An 18692-nucleotide genomic window follows, 5' to 3' on the forward strand; every position below is an offset into this window, starting at 1 on the left:
ATGTCCATCACGATGCAGCGGTTACATCTTACCCATCCCTTACATTTCGTCATTGGCTTAACGCTATGGTGTATCTGGTTCGTAGCCGTTTACGGCGGGCATGCAATAGCCTGCTCAGTTGCGCCGCCTGCTCCCGAGCAGGGCGTATTCACCCTGGTGAACGCGATGCTGCTGGTGGTTAGTATCGCGGCGATTGCGTTACTGGCGGTGCTAACAGTGGGCTGTTGCCGTATGGCCAAGCGCCATGAAGGGCGGCTGCGCTTTAATGCCACTGTTTCCGCCGGTCTGTATCTTTTCTCTACCTTAGGCGTTGTGTTTGCTGCAATGCCGATTATTGGCATTCCGCCTTGCCTGTAAGCGATGTGCTTAACAAAGAGGAAGAGCAGCTCTATACCCTCCACGGTATGTGGTGCACCAGCTGTGCCATGGCCGTGGAGGGCTCTATAAAGCGGCTTGAAGGCGTGCGCGAGGTTAGCGTCCACTACCCAAGCGCGACCCTCTGCATCAGTGGTATGCCTACCGCTATTCAGCTCTCAACGCTTGCCCCAACGATTAAACGCCTGGGCTATCGGCTTACAGAACTTGAGCCGGTGGCAGATGCCCATGGGCGTTTAGAAGAGGAGAGCCGCTATCTGACGCTGAGGCTAATGGTCGGTTCGCTGTTCGGCATGTGGACGATGCTCGCTTCACTCTTGATATATGCGGGTGCATTGCCTTCGGAGCGGGTTGAATGGGTGGTGGCGTGGGCATCGGGGGCATTTGCCTTACCTGTCGTGCTGTTCGCAGGTGCACCGTTTTACCGGGCTGGGTGGCGAACGCTGCTCGCCAAGCGCCCTGGCATGGATGTGCTTGTTAGCCTGGGCGTTATCGCCGCGGTGCTGGTTTCGATTTGGCTACTATGGAGTGGCTCAAATGAGGTTTATTTCGACACCGCAGTGATGCTGATTGTGCTTCTACTGGTTGGCCGGCTGGTAGAAACGTTATGCCGTCACCGTGGGCTAAAAGCGCTTGATGCCCTGGCGCTTCCAACGGATGATATAACGGTTTGGCAGAACGAGCACTGTGGATCGATTCCTGTGGATGAAGTGACGAAGGGAACGCGTGTCGAGCTAGCGCCCGGTAAGTTGATAGCCCTTGATGGGATCCTGGAAGCCTCGGGTTGGTTCGATACTGCCTCGCTTACCGGCGAAAGCCTGCCGCGCCACTTTTATGCCGGACAGAAGGTCTATGCGGGCTGCCGCTACCTGGGTACAACGCCGCTGGTGATGCAGGTGAGTGCAGGCGTAGGCAAACGGCGACTGGATCGGCTGTGTGACGAAATGCGCCGCTATCAAGCCAAAAAAGGCGAATTGCAGAAACTCGCTGACCGTTTTGCCGCATGGCTAAGCCCGCTAGCGCTAGTGCTAGCGATGCTAACGTTGCCCGCTGCGCTGCTACTTGGATTGGGGTGGGAGGATGCATTGGTGCGTGCACTGTCTGTGTTAGTGGTTGCTTGCCCCTGTGCCGTGGGGCTTGCGGTGCCACTGGCAAGCCTGGCGGGTAGCGGTCAGGCCATGCAGCAAGGTGTTGCGCTACGCGACCCGGCAGCGCTCGAAACCTTGGCACGCATTCGCTCGGTAGCGTTGGATAAAACCGGTACCTTAACCACTGGCAGCCATTCGGTGCTGCACTGGCAGGCCAGGGAAGGCATTGATAAGCACACTTTGCAGCGCAAGCTCAGTGCCGCTGTTGCTGGCAGCGAACACCCCTTGGCACAAGCGTTAGCGCGCTGGTCGGGCAGCCAACATGATCAACATCCTGAGCAATGCGTGGACGTAAACGAAGCGCCTGGGGAAGGGCGCCATGTGCGCTTGAGTAACGGTGAATGGCTGATGGTAGGCAGCGCTGGTTGGCTTTCTCGCCACCAGATAGTGCTGCCAGACCACGAGGAAGACACAACGCTGGCCTTTGCTTCTCAAGTGATGGTAGCTGATGATGCAGGCTGGCTAGCCACGCTCTATCTTACTGATCAACCAGTGGAGGATGCTGAAAAAAGCGTGGAACACCTGCTAGATGCAGGGTATGTGGTGGCAATGATCAGCGGCGATCGGCAGGGGGCGGTTAGTTGGTTAGGTGAACGGTTGGGGCTTGGAAGAGAAGCTTGCTATGCCCAGCGCTCGCCTGAAGCCAAAGCGCGGCTTTTGCAGGGGTTGCCATCGCCAACGCTTTACGTGGGGGATGGCTTAAACGATACCCTGAGCCTGGCCGCGGCAGATGTTGGCATCGCTCCGCTAAGTGCCAGCGAAGCTGCCCGCGAAGGCGCTTCCGCACAGCTAATGGCGCCAGGTATTGGTGGGGTAGTCAAACTGCTCAGCATTGCTAAACACTCGCGGCGCATCATGGTTCAGAACCTGTTCTTTTCGGCGCTCTACAACACCCTGGCACTCGGGTTGGTGGTGCTGATGGCGATCCCCCCGCTAGTAGCGGTACTCGCCATGGCGGCAAGCTCGCTGACGGTTACCCTCAACGCTGCACGGCTGGCCTGGGCGGAGCCGGATGAAAATGACACTAACTAACTAACATAGCCAAGCGCCTGCTTAATCCGCTCGGCGTGTGTGGCCACCCAACGTGGATCTATCGCCCCCCAATCACGTATCTGGTAGCGGCCTATGTTGTGGCGCTCGCCGTCATCTTTCTTGAATACACACTCAATATCCAACTCGGCAAGAGATGCAATCGTATCCTGGGCGGTGCGCCGTGGCATGCCGGTGGCCTCGATGAGTGCAGGTACGCTGGCAGCGCCTTGTTCGATCAAATGGGCGACGTATAAACGGCGGTAAAAACTCGATTTGGTTTTGCTTAGAGCAGGCATTCGGCTTCCTTTGCAGCTAATTTATGCACGTGATGCCTAGCTTAAATGAATAAATCCTGCTGCGCTCGTGGCGGGCGAAAATCCCGGGTGTTCAAGCCCTGCTCGGTGCGATCCTGCATGTTCCACTGGCGGCTGGCGCGGGCAAAGCGTTGCGCAATTAAATCAGCAAACACCCCTTCACCGCGAAAGCGCTTACCAAACTTGGCATCGTACGCCTTACCTCCACGGCACTGACGCATTAGGCTCATCACTTTTGCGGCGCGCTCAGGGTAGTGCGCTTCTAACCACGCTTCAAACAGCGGTGCCACTTCATAGGGTAAACGTAGCAGCATCCAGGCGGCGGTTCTCGCCCCTGCACGGCTGGCGGCTTCCAAGAGCTTTTCGATTTCATGATCGGTTAGCCCCGGAATAACCGGCGAAATGAGCGCACCAACCGGAACACCTGCGGTATTCAGTTCACGAATGGCCCGCAAGCGCGCCTGAGGCGATGCCGCCCGTGGTTCTAATGTGCGTTTCAAGTTGGCATCCAGGCTGGTCAAACTGACAAACACGCGCACCAGCCGGTGTTCGGCCATTTCCGCCAGGAGTTCTAAATCGCGCAGCACTAAGGTGCTTTTAGTCACCAGCGTTACCGGATGGCGACACTCCAGCAGCAGCTCCAATAAGCGACGAGTAGTTTGATAAGTGGCCTCAAGCGGCTGGTAGCAGTCGGTGTTGCCGGAAAGGTTGATCGGGCGGCACACGTAATTAGGGTGGCACAGCTCTTCGGATAACCGCTCTACCAATCCGCTGCGGGCAATCAGCTTGGTTTCAAAATCCAGCCCTGGCGATAAGTCCCAGTAGGCGTGAGAGGGGCGGGCATAGCAGTAAACGCAGCCGTGCTCACAGCCGCGATAAGGGTTCAGCGAGCGATCAAAAGGTAAATCTGGAGAGCGATTCCACGACAAAGCACTTTTGCTCACCTCCTCACGCACTTCGGTGGCGATAGTCGTAGAGGCCTCTTCCCGCCACCAGCCGTCATCTTCCTCCTCGCTGCGGGTAGGTGCAAAACGATTGTGCGGATCGTACGTTGCCCCGCGACCCTTATAGGAGCTTGGGGTTCCAAGAGATGTCATGGTTCACCTCTTTTGATATGGTTTTATATACAGTACTCTTGGGGTGGCAATAAATCAATAGCCAGTCAATTAATTAACTTGCAGTAGCTAAAAGGGCGCTACCCAAAGAACTATCGTGGGTTTAATGTGCAAGGTGGGTTTGTGGCTAAAGAGCCAGCGAGGAAACGTTATGTCGAAAGTGGTCATCGTGACAGGGGGAAGCCGAGGTATCGGAGCGGCCACCGCAAAATTGCTGGGCGCAAAAGGCTATGCAGTGTGCGTGAACTATCTTGCTAATAGGGAGCGGGCAGATGATGTGGCTGATTGCATTATTCGAGCGGGTGGTCGAGCGTTTGCCTGTCAAGCGGATGTTAGCAGTGAAGCTGACGTTATCCACCTGTTTGATGCAGCAGAAGAGCGCTTTGGCAAGGTGACGCATTTGGTTAACAATGCAGGCATTCTGTTTACTCAATCCAAGCTGGTCGATATCGACCTTGAGCGCTTCAACCAAGTGCTTAATAGCAATGTGGTCAGCTGTTTTCTGTGCTCTAGAGAAGCCGTCAGGCGCTTCCCAGCAGGTAGTGCAATCGTCAATGTCTCATCGCTTGCCTCGCAAACAGGCTCGCCCTTTGAATATGTTGACTACGCTGCATCGAAAGGTGCCATGGACACCCTTACCAAGGGGTTGTCTCGCGAAGTTGCTGGCTCGGGAATTCGTGTTAACGCCGTTCGTCCCGGTTTTATCTACACTGATATGCATGCCGATGGTGGAGAACCAGGGCGGGTTGATCGTTTAGCCCCCCAGATTCCTATGCAGCGTGGCGGTAGCGCTGAAGAAGTGGCTAATACCATCGCTTGGTTGCTCTCGGACGAAGCCTCTTATGTAACGGGGTCATTCATTGATGTAGCAGGCGGGCGGTAATGCTGTTCTTCGCCCGTATTTCAAGCGTTCTAAATGGATGCTGCTTTTAGGTCTTAACTCATGACACTTCAACAACACTTCGAACAGTTAGCCACTTATAACCAGTGGATGAACGCTAGACTCTATAATGCCGCCGGTAAACTGAGCGCCTTTGAACTGACTGAAGAGCGTGGCGCGTTCTTCGGCTCGATTTTTGGCACACTGAACCACATCGCGGTAGCCGACACGATTTGGCTCAAACGTTTTGCAACACACGCCTCTTCTTCCGCAAGGACGCTTGAGGTAATGGTGGCACTACCTACGCCAGATCGCCTTGATCAGATTCTCTTTGATGACTTGAAGGGATTGAAAGCGCATCGCCAATGGCTCGATACCGTGATTATTAACTGGGTAGCGGCGCTGACAGACGACGATTTGAGTACCACGCTGAGTTATCACAACATAAAAGGAGTGGCCTCAAAACGGCGATACTCAAGCCTGATCGTTCACTTCTTCAATCACCAAACCCACCACCGCGGGCAGGCATCTACTTTATTCTCCCAAGCCGGTGTGGATATTGGTGTCACCGATTTGTTGGATCTAATTCCGGATGAGTCTTAAGGGGAAAGCTTAGACAACGGGAACCGAGTTACTGGAATTAATCATTTATTACAAACCGAAGGTTCCAGGGTTGCGAAACGCCTTGGCTTTTTCAAGCCAAGGCGTTTGTTTTTTACTCGTTTACCGAACTAGCCTAGCGCTTCTTCCTCACAGGCTTTTTATCGAGATTGACGGTCGGGGCGGTTTCCTTTTCACTACTGTCGGTAGTAGGAAAGTGCGCCCGTACCAACTCCAGCAACCCTTGCGTGGAGGTGTCGAAGTCAGCGGCGTTGGTGTCGATGCGTTCGCTGATTTCGCCGGCAATGCGCTTGCCGAGCTGTACGCCCCACTGGTCAAACGAGTTGATGTTCCAGATTACCCCCTGTACGAACACCTTGTGCTCATAGAGCGCAATCAGCGCACCCAGGTTTTTTGGCGTTAGCTCATCCAGCAGTAGGGTGCTGGAAGGGCGGTTGCCGGGGCAGCTGTAGGGGTCGTGTTGGCTTAGCTCTTTGCTATCCCCTTGGCTACCTTCCATAAAGGCGTTGGCTTGGGCGAGCATATTGGTTAGTAGGGCGAAGTGATGGTCTTCCACGCCGGGCTCGGGCTTGAGCGAGGCAATAAAATCAATCGGCACGTAGCGGGTGCCCTGGTGCAGTAGCTGGAAGAAGGCGTGTTGGCCGTTGGAGCCGGTTTGCCCCCACACAATGGGGCCGGTTTTGTAGTTCACCGGGTGGCCGAAAATATCCACCGACTTACCGTTAGACTCCATATCCAGCTGTTGCAGGAAGGATGGCAGTTGGTTCAGCGCTTGGTCGTAGGGCACGATGGCTTGGGTCTCAGCGCCAATAAAGTTGATGTACCAAATACCAATCAGCGCCATCAGCACTGGCATGTTTTGCGAGAACGGCGCGTTGATGAAATGGTTATCCATCTCATGTGCGCCTTCCAGCAGCTCGATAAAGCCTTCGAAACCGATCGAAAGCGCAATCGGCAGCCCGATGGACGACCACATGGAGTAACGGCCGCCCACCCAAGCCCAGAATTCGAACACGTTCTCTTCGCGAATGCCGAACTCCATGGCCGCTTTGCGGTTGGTGGAGGCGGCAATAAAGTGCGCGCCCACGTCGGCGTCTTCACCAGCGTTTTCCAGGAACCAGCGCCGCGCGGTTTTGGCGTTTAGCAGGGTCTCCTGGGTAGAGAAGGTCTTGGTAGAGACGATAAACAGCGTAGTGGCCGGATCAAGGCGCGAGAGAACCTTCTGAATATGGGTGCCGTCCACGTTGGAGACGAAGTGGAAGTGCAGCTCGGGGTGGCGATATTTGAGCAGCGCGCGAACCGCCATATTGGGACCAAGATCCGAGCCGCCAATACCGATATTGACCACGTCTTTAATGCGTTTGCCGCTGTAGCCTTTCCATTCACCACTGCGCACCGCTTCCGAGAACAGCTTGATCTGCTCGCGGGTGCGGGTGATCTCCGGCATGACGTCTTCGCCGTCCACATAGACTGGTTCATCGCCTAAGTGACGCAGAGCCGTATGCAGTACCGGGCGGTTTTCAGTAACGTTGATAATATCGCCGGAGAACATCTGTGCCCGTCGCTGTACCAGTGCGGAGTGGTCGGCTAGCTCAATCAGCTTGGTAAGCACTTCATCGGAGACGTGGTGCTTGGAGTAGTCAAGAAACAGACCGCCCACCCGTAAGCTCATTTTCTCAAAGCGCTGCGGGTCATTGGTGAAGTAGTCGCGAATGCGGTCGTTAGCGGTTTTGTCGCGCAGGCGGTCAAGCGCCTGCCAGGTAACGCTGCGAGTTAGCTGAAACATAGGGCGATCCGTTTGTTATAAGTGAGCGTGGTAATCAAATACAAAAAGTGGCGTTATGTAAAAATACTACATAAAAAATGACAAAGAGTAGAGGGTATAAGTGGCGTGAAAAGGTATTAAATGCGTAAAGCGACGTATTTAAAAGGGCAGGCATGTTCGCCTGCCCTCATTTTTTGGTAACAGCGGTTAGGTGGCGAGTGCTACCTGGGCCGCATCACGTTTGATAAACGCATAGCTTAAACCCGTCACCAACGAGCCAGCCACAATAGCGCCAAGATAGAGCAGGGCCGGGGTAATGGCGTTGGGAATCAGCAGTACAAAGATGCCGCCGTGGGGAGCCATAAGCTTTGCGCCTACCAGCATCGATAGGGCGCCTGTGAGTGCACCCCCAACGATACAGGCGGGGATAACGCGTAGCGGGTCTTTCGCCGCAAAGGGGATCGCGCCTTCACTGATAAAACAAAGGCCCAGTACGAAAGAGGCTTTCCCTGCTTCGCGCTCCGGTGCCGAGAACTTGTTGCGCGCTACAAAGCTGGCAATGCCCATACCAATGGCAGGTACCATTCCCGCCGCCATAATCGCCGCCATGGGGCCGTATGTTTCAGAGGCTAGCAGGCCCACGCCAAAGGTGTAAGCAGCCTTGTTAACCGGGCCACCCAGATCGAAACACATCATCGCGCCGAGCAGGATACCCAGCAGCACCGCGTTAGTGGAGCCCATGGACTCCAGGAAACTGGTCAGCGCATTAAGCAGCGCCGCGACCGGTTCGCCAATCACGTAAATCATGGTCAGGCCGGTGACCAAACTGGCGACTAGCGGAATGATCAGAATCGGCTTCAGGGATTCAACGCTGGAGGGCAGTTTGACGTAGCGCGTAACCGCCAGCGCCACGTAACCCGCCAGGAAGCCCGCCAAAATACCGCCGATAAAGCCGGAGCCGATATTGGCCGCCAGCATGCCACCAATCATACCCGGTGCGATGCCGGGGCGGTCGGCGATGGAGTAGGCAATATAACCTGCCAGCACTGGAATCATCAGCGCGAAGGCGGTGCCACCCCCAATCTGCATCAGTGCGGCGGCCAGGGTGCCTTCCTGCTCAAAGGCCTCAATACCAAACACAAAGGAGAGCGCAATTAGCAGGCCGCCCGCTACGACCATCGGCAACATAAAGGAAACGCCGGTGAGCAGGTGCTTATAAACGCCTTTCTCTTTGACGCTCTTATTTGCTGTGCCCGCATTGCTGCTGCCGCTCTCTATGGAGGCCTCGCTGAGCGCGGCTTCAAGCGTGGGGCGTGGCTTTTTCAGCGCGTTGCCGGTAGAGGTACGGTAGATGCGCTTACCAGCAAACCGCGTCGGGTCAACGTCGATATCGCAGGCCAGTACGACCACATCGGCGTCGGCGATCTCTTCTTCAGTCAATTTATCTTGTGCGCCAACCGAGCCTTGGGTTTCCACGCGAATGGCATGGCCCATGGCTTTGCCCGCCTCTGCGAGTGCTTCGGCGGCCATAAAGGTATGCGCCACGCCGGTGGGGCAGGCAGTGACAGCAACGATTTTCTTGCCATCCGCGCTGTTTGCAGCGGTAGATGCGCTAGTAGTAGAGGCCGCAGGTGCGCTATAAATCGGTGCTTCACGCTTAGCCTGGGCCAGAAATGCGCTGGGGTCGGGGAGTGCGCTGGCAATCGGCGCTTGGAATAGCCGCTTGCCTTCGAAGCGCTCTGGGGCAGGCACGTGATCGGCGGCGACCACGATCAAATCGGCATTGGCGATCTGCTCGGCAGTGGCGGCCTGGAGCGGCGCGACTTCACCGTGCATTTCCACGTGCGCCGACCAGCCTTGACGCTGGGCGGCTTGTTCCAGGCGCTTAGCCGCGAGGAAGGTGGTCGCCATGCCGCTGGGGCAGGCGGTAATCAGAATAATATTCATAGCGTGGCTCCCTCGGTGATGGTGTCATCAAGACGCCGTATCCGGGTGTGTTGTTGGAGTGAATCGAAATCGGCAGCATGGGGATTGCCCACACCAACGTGGCGCACGGCCTCGGCCGAGAGCGCGGTGGCAAAGCGCAGCGTCTGTTCAGCCTCTTGCTGGTTAAGCAGGCCGTGGAGCATGCCCGCGACGAAGGTATCGCCGGCGCAAACGGTATTCGTCGCGGTAACCTTAGGGGGTGTGGCGTGCCAGGCACCTTGAGCGTTCACCCACAGCACCCCTTCAGCACCCGCTGAAATCAGCGCATTGGCGATGCCGCTTTTATGCAGCCGTTTAGCCGCATTCAAGCGCACATCGGAAGAGGTCATATCTTCGCCCGCCCACTCTGCCAGTTCGTTTTCATTAGGCTTAACACCGGCGGGGTGAGTCGCTATGGCCGCATTGAGTGCCGGGCCACTGGTATCTACCCAGAGCGGTACGCTGCTGGCGTTTAAGTGGTTTAACAGCGCGCTGAAATCGTCCGGTGACAGCCCAGGGGGCAGGCTGCCCGCCACGACGACCGCCTGGGGTGGCGTCGCGCTGGAAAGCTCGGTATTCAGTTTGTCGATCAGCGTCTGCAGATGTGCGGCGTCAATGGGCATGCCGGGGCCGTTAATATCGGTAACGCGGCCGCTCTGTTCAGCAATTTTGGCATTGATACGGGTTTCTCCCGGCACGCGCACAAAGGCGTCAGTCAGGGAGTAATTGGTAAATGCTAGCTCAAAGGGAGCGTCGTTATCGGCACCTAAAAAACCGCTGACGGTGACGTCGTGGCCAAGACCCGCCAATACGCGGGCAACGTTAACGCCTTTGCCCGCTGCTTCTAACTGGGCGCTAGTGGGGCGGTTCACGCTACCCAGCACCAACGACTCAAGGTTAAACGCCAAATCCAGCGCCGGATTCAGGGTAATGCATAGCACGCGGGCCATTAGCGGGCCTCCAGTGCATCGCGCACTTCATCGCTGGTGGCTTGGGAAAGCGCTAACTCAGCGCTGGCTTGGGCATCGGCGAAGTCAAACTCGCGCAGGCGGGCTTTGACCAGCGGGATCTGCCGCGCGCTGACGGAGAGCTCGTCCACGCCAAGGCCTACCAATACGGGAATGGCCACGGCGTCTGAGGCTAATTCGCCGCACACGCCGACCCATTTTCCTTGGGTATGGGCAGCCGCCACGGTCATTTGAATCAAACGCAGCACAGCAGGGTGTAAGCCATCGGCTTGAGCAGAGAGTTCCGGGTGGCCGCGGTCGATAGCCAGGGTGTACTGAGTCAAGTCGTTGGTGCCTACCGAGAAGAAATCGACTTCGGCGGCAAGACTGGGCGCCAGCAGCGCGCTAGAGGGTATTTCAATCATCACGCCAAGCTGCACATCGGTGGCGCGCTGGGAAGTAGGGATCTCTTTGAGTAGGCGATCGTAGATGGCTTTTACAGCGCGGAACTCAGCGATATCTTTGACCATCGGCAGCATAATCCGCAGAGGACTATCCTTGCCTGCCATCAATAACGCACGCAATTGGGTCTCGAGCACTTCGGGTTGTGTCAGCGCTAAGCGAATACCGCGTAGGCCCAGGAAGGGGTTGTCTTCTTGGGGTACCGGCCAGTAGGGCAGTGGCTTATCACCGCCGACATCTAATGTGCGGGCTACCAGCGGGCGGCCATCCAGGGCGTCAATTGCCTGACGGTACTCGCTAATCTGAGTGGCTAAGTCTGGTGCGCTGGCGTGGGCCATGAACAGGAATTCAGTACGCAGCAGGCCAACGGCCTCAGCGCCGCGCTCTACCGCATCAGCGGCGTGGGCAGTGTTGCCCAGGTTGGCGGCGACTTCCACACGGTGCCCATCGCGAGTTTGGGCGACTTCGAAGCGGCTTTCCCAGGCATCGGCTTCGCGCTGTTGGAGGTCTAGTAACTGCTGTTCGGCACGCTGTAGGCGCTCTTCGGAAGGCTGAAACGTCACTCGGCCACGTTCGCCATCCAGAATCATCATGCTGGCGTTGTTGAGTGCCATCACCGCTTGACCGGCGCCCACCACGGCAGGAATACCCAGTGCACGGGCCAGAATAGCGCTGTGTGCCGTGGCGCCGCCGCGTACGGTGAGCAGGCCGCGGACACGGGAAGTATCCAGCCGGGCCACATCGGAAGGGCCAATATCGTCCATCACCAGAATATAAGGGTGATCCGGCGGTTCGGGGAGCGTCACATCGCAGAGTACGCCCAACACCCGACGACCCACGTCGCGCAGGTCGGCAGCGCGTTCGGCCAGCAGGCGGTCAGCGAGCATCTCCTGTGCGTGGGCCGCGGTTTCAATCGCTTCCCACCAGCCCGCTTCCGCCGAGCGTCCTTCACGGATGGCATCCGTCGCCGCGTGATGGAGCTCCGGGTCGTCGAGCATTTCTTCGTGCATCGAAAGAATATCGGCGACTTCGCCTCCGGGGGCGTTATGCACCAATGTGTGCAGCTGGGCGGCGCCCTCTTTCAGCGCGCTATTTAAACGGCTGATTTCGTGTTCAGCGTCGCTGGCGTGCTCGGCGTACTCGAACTGCATCGGGCGGATGACAAACACTGGCGCAATGGCCAAGCCCGGCGAGGCGGCCACACCGGCGTGGGGCGTATCGGCAGCGAGAGGTTCAACGGCCGGTGTAGCGGTGCTCGCTTCCGGCGCGCTATCAAAGCCGCCGTCAAAGGGTGTGACTTTCTCTCCCAGGCCTGATTCAACAGCCTCGGCGACGGCCTCTAGTGCTGCGCTTGCCTGCCCACCCTCGGCTGAAAGCACCAGCCATTGGCCGCGGCGTGCGCCCAGGCCAATCACTTTGGTCAGGCTGGCGGCGGAAACCGGGGTGGCGCTGCCTTCTTCCAAACGTGCCTGAATCGGCATGGCCTGGACGCGCGCTATCTGTACCAGCTGTTTGGCGGGGCGGGCGTGCAGGCCATGGGGGTTGAGTACCCGTACCCGGCGGGTTTGGGTATTTGCGGTTTCGCCCGCCAGGGTGGCTAACAGCTGCGCGCTGGTTTTGCTCACTAGGCTTTGGCTTTCGCTGTTTTCTAACACCGCCATCAGTTGCTCTAACAGCGGGCGGTGGGCATCGCCGTGGGCGGCCAGACAGAACAATGCATGCACCGGATGGCCAGCACTTTCCAGGCTTTGTTCAGCCGGTGTGGCCACCCCCAGTGCGGGCTGGTTAACGCCCTGGGCGCTGCTAGCCAGCCAAAGCCCTTTACCTAACCAGGTCGGCTGTGCCGCGGCTATGGCGGTAATAAAACTGTTATCGACACAGCTGCTTTGGCGTAAGCGGGCGGCTGCAGCCAGGGCGAGTTCTTGTGGGTCGCGAGCAGGAAAGTTGACGCATAGAGTGTCGGCATCCAGGCGCGGTTCTAATGCTGGTTTGGAAAGCAGCCGCGCTACATCTGCCGCGGAGGTGGCATTTGCCAGTTGCTCGGAAACGCCTTCGCGATCCAGCACGTGAGTGAGCTGGCGCAGAATATCCAGGTGCTCATCGTTCTGGGCGGCGATCGTTACCAGTACGTGCACCTGCTGGCCGTCGTGCCACTCGATCCCTTGTGGGAACTGCAACACGCGTATACCCGTCTGCTTCACATACTGACGGCTTTCCGGCGTACCGTGGGGTATCGCAATGGCGTTGCCTAGAAACGTTGATGATTGTGCCTCGCGGGCGTGTAGGCCGTCGCGGTACTCGGCCTCAACCAATCCGGCGTCAACCAGTGCCTCAGCGGCACTGTCCAGCGCGGTTTGCCAGCTTTCGGCGTGGCGGTCTAGCAAGATGTCATTGGGGCCGAGTGTCAACATAGTATTCTCCTGTAAACGCGCACTGTCGGCATTTTAATGGGGCAGCGTGGACGCAGCGTCGTGTACATAAAGTGATCGTCGTTAAATGATCATGTCAATGGCATTGATGCTAGTGAGATGAACCGTGCCGTTTCAGTCGGTTTATCCTTGCCATTAAATCTGGGTATGGTGCTATGCTGAATCGATTCACTGAATGACACAAGGTTTGAGCTTTTAGACTTTGGTCTGGTAGGCGCTAACTTGCTGATAAACTGCCCGGCCACACCAGGGAGAAACCGCATGACACTTGCCGATATTGCCCGGCTAGCTGGCGTCTCGCGCACAACTGCTAGCTACGTGATTAATGGTCAGGCCGAGCAGCGCCGCATTAGCACGGCGACAATTGAAAAAGTGATGGCGGTGGTGCGGCAACACCGCTATCACATTGACCCTCAGGCGGCAGCGCTGCGCCGGGGCGCAAGCCGCTTGCTGGGGCTTATCGTGCCGGATTTGGAGAACATCAGTTATGCCCGTCTAGCCAAACGCCTGGAGCGGGGGGCACGGGAGCAGGGATATCAGCTGTTGATCGTAAGCTCAGATGACTGTGCAGAGAGTGAACGAACACTTGCGTTGGCGCTGCGTGCGCAACGCTGTGAAGTGTTGATCACCGCCAGTTGCTTGCCCAGGGACGATACTTTTTATGCCGACCTGCTAGACGAGGGATGGTGCGTGGTAGGGATGGACCGTGGCCTCAATCCGGCGCGCTTTGCCAGTGTCGTGAGTAACGATCAGGAGGCGGCCAAGACGTTGACCCGTTCGGTGATCGGCGCGGCGACCAAGCGTGTTGCCTGGCTGGAAGCGATGCCGGATCTGTCGGTTAGCTGCGAGCGGCGGGCAGGTTTTCAGGCGGCCCTTGAAGGCAGCATGATCGAACCGCTTTATCTTACCGGGTCGCACTATGAACGTAGCGAAGGGGTGCGCTTAGCGATTCAACTGCTGGATGAACAGGGTGGTGCCGACGCACTGGTGACAGCGTCCTATACGCTGATGGAGGGGGTGTTTGATGTGTTCTTGGAGCGCGGCGGCCTGCCGGAAAATATTCGCCTGGCTACCTTTGGTGATCACCGGCTGCTGGATTTCCTTCCTCAGCCAGTGAACTCGGCGCTACAGGATTATGACCGTATTGCCGAGTTAACATTGCGTTGTGCCCTAGTTGCCATGAACGGCCACTATGAGAGCGGGCTGCAGGTGGTGGCGCGTCATCTGCACCGGCGTTAAACCGCGCGCGCCTGGGCCCAAGCTGCTGCATCTGGTATAGACATGTCGTAACTCTCACTCAAGTAGGGCGAGGAGAGCACGAAGTCGGCGCTCGCCGCATTGCAGGCAACGGGTACATTCCACAGCGCCGCTAAACGCAGCAGCGCTTTGACATCCGGATCGTGGGGTTGGGGTGAGAAGGGATCCCAAAAGAAGATCAGCACATCCAGCCGCTGCTCCGCAATCCGTGCGCCAATCTGCTGATCACCGCCCAGGGGGCCACTCATTAACCCCTCGACTTCTAACCCTAACGCGGTTTTAAGCCGCTTAGAGGTTGTTCCCGTGCCAATCAATTCGTGCTGGCTCAGTGTGTCCTTCCAGCGAGTTGCCCACTCAAGCATTTCGCTCTTCTTGCCATCATGGGCAATTAGCGCAATACGCTTGCGCGCTTGCAGCGTACGGATGGCCTGGCGGGGCGGTTGCGCGTCACTCATTTCGTCACTTCCCTCATGGTTCTATTGCCTTTCGGTCTTATGGCCGAATGGTTTTTCTTTTTACAGGTCGCAAAAGCTAAAAGCTCGCTACAGAGGTTAGACCGTTACTCGCTATCAAAGGCAAGGATTTTCATCGTATTGGTGCCCCCATGGGCATTCATATGGTCGCCGCGAGTGAGAATGACATGCTCGCCAGGGTGGATAAATCCCTGTGCCTGCAAGCATTTCAATGCTTCTTGGTTAAGGTTGGCCGGATCCATATCGGTGGTGTCGAAAGGAATTGAAACCACGCCACGATAGAGCGCCATACGCCGCTGGGCGATAGGACTGTGAGCCAACCCTACGATAGGCAGGCCGGAACGAATGCGCGATGCAATCAGCGGTGTATAGCCGGTGGAGGTCATGCAAGCGATTGCGCTGACGCCGGATAAGTGATTCGCTGCATACATCGCCGATAGCGCGATGGTTTCATCAATGCGCTCAAAGCCTTCATGAATACGGTGGCCTGACTCCTGAGCGAGACGCTCACGCTCGGCACCCAGGCAAACGCGGTTCATCGCCTCAATGGTCTCCACCGGGTAATCACCTGCGGCGGTTTCCGCAGAGAGCATCACTGCATCGGTGGCGTCGAGCACCGCATTGGCCACGTCGAAGACCTCGGCGCGGGTGGGTAGCGGCGACTCGATCATCGATTCCATCATCTGGGTGGCGGTAATGACGGCACGGTTGAGTGTGCGTGCGTGCTTGATAATGCGCTTCTGAGTACCAATCAGCGCGGCGTCGCCAATCTCAACGCCCAGGTCGCCCCTGGCCACCATGACCGCCTCAGAGGCTTCAATGATGCCATCCAGTGTAGCATCGTCGGCAACCGCTTCGGCGCGTTCAAGCTTAGCCACCAGGCCAATCTCTTTACCGGCTTCGCCAAGCAGCTCGCGGGCTTCTTGCATATCCGCGGCGCTACGCGGGAAGGAGACGGCTAAGTAGTCAACGCCAATCTCAATAGCGGTGTTTAGATCGGCTTTATCTTTCTCAGTAAGGGCGGGTGCTGAGAGTCCACCTCCCTGTTTGTTAATGCCCTTATTGTTGGAGAGCTTGCCACCTACGTGAACGCGGGTATGCACTTCTTGTCCAATTACACAGGTGACATCGAGTACCAAACGGCCATCGTCGAGCAGTAGGCGGTCGCCCTCAACGACATCATCGGCGAGTGTTTGATAGTCGCAGCCGACGCGTTCTGCAGTGCCGCTATTGGCGTCCAGCGCCATGTCCAAGACAAATGCCTGGCCGACATCGAGGTTGACGGCGCCTTCGACAAAACGCGCAATACGAATTTTCGGCCCTTGCAGGTCGCCCAGGGCGGCAACGCTGCGGCCAAGGCGTTCGGCGATCTCGCGGACTTCGCTTAAGCGACGGCGGTGGTCGTCTGCCGAGCCGTGGGAGAAGTTAAGCCGTACCACATCCACACCGGCTTTTAGCATCGCTTCCAGCACGCCGGGGCGATCACTGGCGGGACCGAGTGTGGCGACAATTTTGGTGCGCCTTAACGGTGTATGGGAATGAGGGTTGGTAGACGCCGGTGCTGCTGTATTCGAGGTCGCATTCGTCATTGGCGCTCTCCTTGAGTAAGGGGATTGTTGGCAATTTAGTATTGGACTACGATAGCGTTTATATAGTAATTTTACTACATATTGGATATTCACTAGCCTTTTGGGGCGGTTGAAACGCTGTTTATCGGCCTCATGACGCTTAAATACGTATTTTTAGTAATTTTTTTACTAAAGGTGCAAATTGTTACTATTGGTCAATTGAGGAGCTATCATGACAATAAGAGTTGCGATTAACGGATTTGGCCGTATTGGCCGTAATGTACTGCGCGCCCTTTACGAAAACAGCTATCGTGACCGCGTACAGGTCGTCGCCATTAACGATCTCGGTGACCCCTCGCTAAATTCCCACCTGCTGCGTCACGATACCGTGCATGGTCACTTCCCCTTTAAGGTAGAACACGACGCCGAGAGCATCACGGTGGATGGCGATCGTATCGCCATCTCCTCCGAGCGCGATCCAGCGCAGTTGCCGTGGGCATCGATGAATATCGATCTGGTGATGGAGTGCACCGGGTTGTTTACCAAGCGCGAGGCGGCGGCCAAGCATATCGAAGCGGGTGCCAAGCGCGTGCTGATTTCCGCACCCAGCCCCGACGCTGATGCGACGATTGTATATGGCGTTAATGACCAAGTGTTGACCGCTGAACACACGGTTGTCTCTAATGCTTCCTGCACCACGAACTGCCTAGCGCCGGTCGCCAAAGCGTTGAACGATACTGTTGGTATCGAAAACGGTTTGATGACCACGGTGCACGCTTACACCAACGATCAGAACCTCTCGGATGTTTACCACTCTGACCCCTACCGGGCGCGCAGTGCAACGCACTCTATGATCCCGACCAAAACCGGCGCTGCCGCAGCGGTAGGCTTGGTGCTTCCAGAGCTGGCGGGTAAATTTGACGGCTTGGCCGTTCGCGTGCCGGTGATCAACGTCTCGCTGGTGGATCTGACCTTTACTGCCAGCCGCGATACCACTAAAGAAGAGATTAATGCCATCGTTGAGAAGGCTGCGGCTAACTCTCCAGTATTGGCTGTTAACGCTGAACCGCTGGTCTCTATTGATTTCAACCACGATGCCAACTCATCGACCTTTGATGCTAATCACACCCGCGTGAATGGCCGTCTGGTTAAAATCATGGCGTGGTACGACAACGAGTGGGGCTTCTCCAACCGTATGCTGGATACCGCGCTGGCGATGCAGGCGACTGCCAAGTAATGCACTGCTAACTAATGCACTGCTAACTAATGCAATGCTAAGTACTGTAATCTATGGGCAGGTATCGCCCAGCAGCAGCTCAGTTTGCAGCAACTGCTGGGCGAGGGGGATGCGGCCAAGAATCATCTGCGCTGCGACCCGGCCTTTACCCACACTATCCTGGCGCACCGTGGTTAAACGCGGTGCGCGGTACTGTCCTTCGGCAATGCCATCGAACCCGGTAATGCGTAACTCTTCCGGCACCCGTATACCGCGCTGCTCTGCCAGCGTTAGCGCCGTGAGCGCAATGCGGTCAGACATGCACAGCAGCAGGTCTGGCCGTTTTTCTATGGGCTGGTCGAGAATCTCGGCAATCACCGGCGAGCACACCTCAAAGGTATTCTCCTCGATATTCCATAGCGGCACTTGCTCCACATCTACCCCTTGCTCACTCAGCGCGCTATGAAAGCCCTCAAGTCGGGCGCGGCTGATGGTGCTGGTGTTGGGCAGCAGGGTGTGCTCGGCCGTCACCCGGCCGTTGCAGACCTCTTTGGTCAAGCGCAGATTGATAATCGCCGGGCGTTTGGGCAACTGGCCAAGCGCATGCTGGGCGATTTTATAGCTAGCAGCAGTATCATCGATATGCACCGTCGGGCAGCCTTCAATATCAAAATCAACGGCCACTAGGGTGCGCTGGGCGGGCAGTTCATCGAGCAGCTTATTGTTGGGCATTAGCCCATAGACGATAAAGCCATCGGCGATATTGGCGGAGCCCGGCGGCTGTGAAGCATGGCCGCGACCCGGCAATAACAGCAGCGTATGGCCGTGGGCGTCGAGGACTTCGGCAACCCCTGATAAAAACTCGCTGGCCACGGCGTCGTTCAAGCTGTAGGTCAGGCTTTCCGCAAGAATCACCGCAATAATCCGCGAGCGGCCGGTGCGCAAGCTGCGTGCTTTGGCGTCAGGGCCACTGTATCCCAGCCGTTTGGCCTCTTTGAGTATGCGTTCGCGCAGGGCAGGCGAAAGCTGATCCGGCCGGTTAAAGGCATTGGAAATCGTGGCAGTGGAGACGTTGAGTTCCTGCGCAAGATCCTTGAGTGTCATACGGCGCTGATCAGTCACGGT

15 protein-coding genes are annotated in these 18692 nt (G+C 57.0%); 6 read left to right on the plus strand and 9 right to left on the minus strand.

What is annotated here, in order from left to right:
• Nucleotides 1–357 (plus strand): hypothetical protein, encoded by a 357-nt coding sequence (locus HZU72_RS20415; protein WP_180095418.1) that lies wholly within the window; start codon nucleotides 1–3, stop codon nucleotides 355–357.
• Nucleotides 358–404: 47 nt separating this feature from the next.
• Nucleotides 405–2555 carry a heavy metal translocating P-type ATPase gene (locus tag HZU72_RS20420; protein ID WP_180095478.1) on the plus strand — a complete coding sequence of 717 codons (2151 nt, stop codon included), beginning with the start codon at nucleotides 405–407 and terminating at the stop codon, nucleotides 2553–2555.
• Here the strand turns inward: HZU72_RS20420 and HZU72_RS20425 are convergent.
• Nucleotides 2552–2851, minus strand: coding sequence for a winged helix-turn-helix domain-containing protein (locus HZU72_RS20425; protein WP_180095421.1), 300 nt, complete (start codon nucleotides 2849–2851; stop codon nucleotides 2552–2554). The two genes, HZU72_RS20420 and HZU72_RS20425, sit on opposite strands and share 4 nt — an antisense overlap.
• Nucleotides 2852–2892: 41 nt before the next feature.
• Nucleotides 2893–3966: a PA0069 family radical SAM protein gene (locus HZU72_RS20430; protein ID WP_180095424.1), complete on the minus strand. Its 1074-nt coding sequence runs from the start codon at nucleotides 3964–3966 to the stop codon at nucleotides 2893–2895.
• A gap of 169 nt (nucleotides 3967–4135) precedes the next feature.
• On the opposite strand from HZU72_RS20430, the gene HZU72_RS20435 reads away from it, so the two are divergent.
• The gene (locus HZU72_RS20435; protein ID WP_180095427.1) at nucleotides 4136–4867 is read left to right on the plus strand and encodes an SDR family oxidoreductase; all 732 of its coding nucleotides are present in this window, start codon (nucleotides 4136–4138) and stop codon (nucleotides 4865–4867) included.
• A gap of 60 nt (nucleotides 4868–4927) precedes the next feature.
• Nucleotides 4928–5467, plus strand: coding sequence for a DinB family protein (locus tag HZU72_RS20440; RefSeq protein WP_180095430.1), 540 nt, complete (start codon nucleotides 4928–4930; stop codon nucleotides 5465–5467).
• 133 nt (nucleotides 5468–5600) lie between these two features.
• Here HZU72_RS20440 and pgi read toward each other — a convergent pair whose 3' ends face one another.
• From pgi to ptsP, 4 genes are all read right to left on the minus strand, one after another.
• Nucleotides 5601–7271: a glucose-6-phosphate isomerase gene (gene pgi, locus HZU72_RS20445; RefSeq protein WP_180095433.1), complete on the minus strand. Its 1671-nt coding sequence runs from the start codon at nucleotides 7269–7271 to the stop codon at nucleotides 5601–5603.
• Between the two features lie 186 nt (nucleotides 7272–7457).
• A complete protein-coding gene (locus tag HZU72_RS20450) occupies nucleotides 7458–9197 on the minus strand; it encodes a PTS fructose-like transporter subunit IIB (protein ID WP_180095436.1) in 1740 nt (579 codons plus the stop codon).
• Entirely contained in the window at nucleotides 9194–10165 is a 972-nt protein-coding gene (gene pfkB, locus HZU72_RS20455) for a 1-phosphofructokinase (RefSeq protein ID WP_180095439.1), read from the minus strand. Before pfkB ends, HZU72_RS20450 begins: the two co-directional genes overlap by 4 nt.
• Nucleotides 10165–13035, minus strand: coding sequence for a phosphoenolpyruvate--protein phosphotransferase (gene ptsP / locus HZU72_RS20460; protein ID WP_180095442.1), 2871 nt, complete (start codon nucleotides 13033–13035; stop codon nucleotides 10165–10167). The genes pfkB and ptsP overlap by 1 nt, the downstream gene beginning before the upstream one ends.
• 279 nt (nucleotides 13036–13314) lie before the next feature.
• Here ptsP and cra point away from each other — a divergent pair, with 279 nt between their 5' ends.
• Nucleotides 13315–14292 (plus strand): catabolite repressor/activator, encoded by a 978-nt coding sequence (gene cra / locus HZU72_RS20465; protein WP_180095445.1) that lies wholly within the window; start codon nucleotides 13315–13317, stop codon nucleotides 14290–14292.
• On the opposite strand, the gene HZU72_RS20470 is transcribed toward cra, so the two are convergent.
• On the minus strand, nucleotides 14289–14765 hold the full coding sequence (locus tag HZU72_RS20470; RefSeq protein ID WP_180095448.1) for a methylglyoxal synthase: 477 nt from the start codon (nucleotides 14763–14765) through the stop codon (nucleotides 14289–14291). The genes cra and HZU72_RS20470 overlap by 4 nt on opposite strands.
• Nucleotides 14766–14869: 104 nt before the next feature.
• Nucleotides 14870–16372: a pyruvate kinase gene (pyk, locus tag HZU72_RS20475; RefSeq protein WP_180095450.1), complete on the minus strand. Its 1503-nt coding sequence runs from the start codon at nucleotides 16370–16372 to the stop codon at nucleotides 14870–14872.
• A 211-nt stretch (nucleotides 16373–16583) separates the two neighbouring features.
• Between pyk and gap the strand changes: the two genes are divergently transcribed.
• Complete coding sequence (gene gap / locus HZU72_RS20480; RefSeq protein ID WP_180095453.1) at nucleotides 16584–17588, plus strand: type I glyceraldehyde-3-phosphate dehydrogenase; 1005 nt, start codon at nucleotides 16584–16586, stop codon at nucleotides 17586–17588.
• 51 nt (nucleotides 17589–17639) lie between these two features.
• Here gap and HZU72_RS20485 read toward each other — a convergent pair whose 3' ends face one another.
• Nucleotides 17640–18689 carry a LacI family DNA-binding transcriptional regulator gene (locus tag HZU72_RS20485; RefSeq protein ID WP_286901992.1) on the minus strand — a complete coding sequence of 350 codons (1050 nt, stop codon included), beginning with the start codon at nucleotides 18687–18689 and terminating at the stop codon, nucleotides 17640–17642.
• Nucleotides 18690–18692 lie beyond the last annotated feature (3 nt).

The organism is Vreelandella sedimenti (assembly GCF_013416325.1).
Taxonomy (GTDB): domain Bacteria; phylum Pseudomonadota; class Gammaproteobacteria; order Pseudomonadales; family Halomonadaceae; genus Vreelandella; species Vreelandella sedimenti.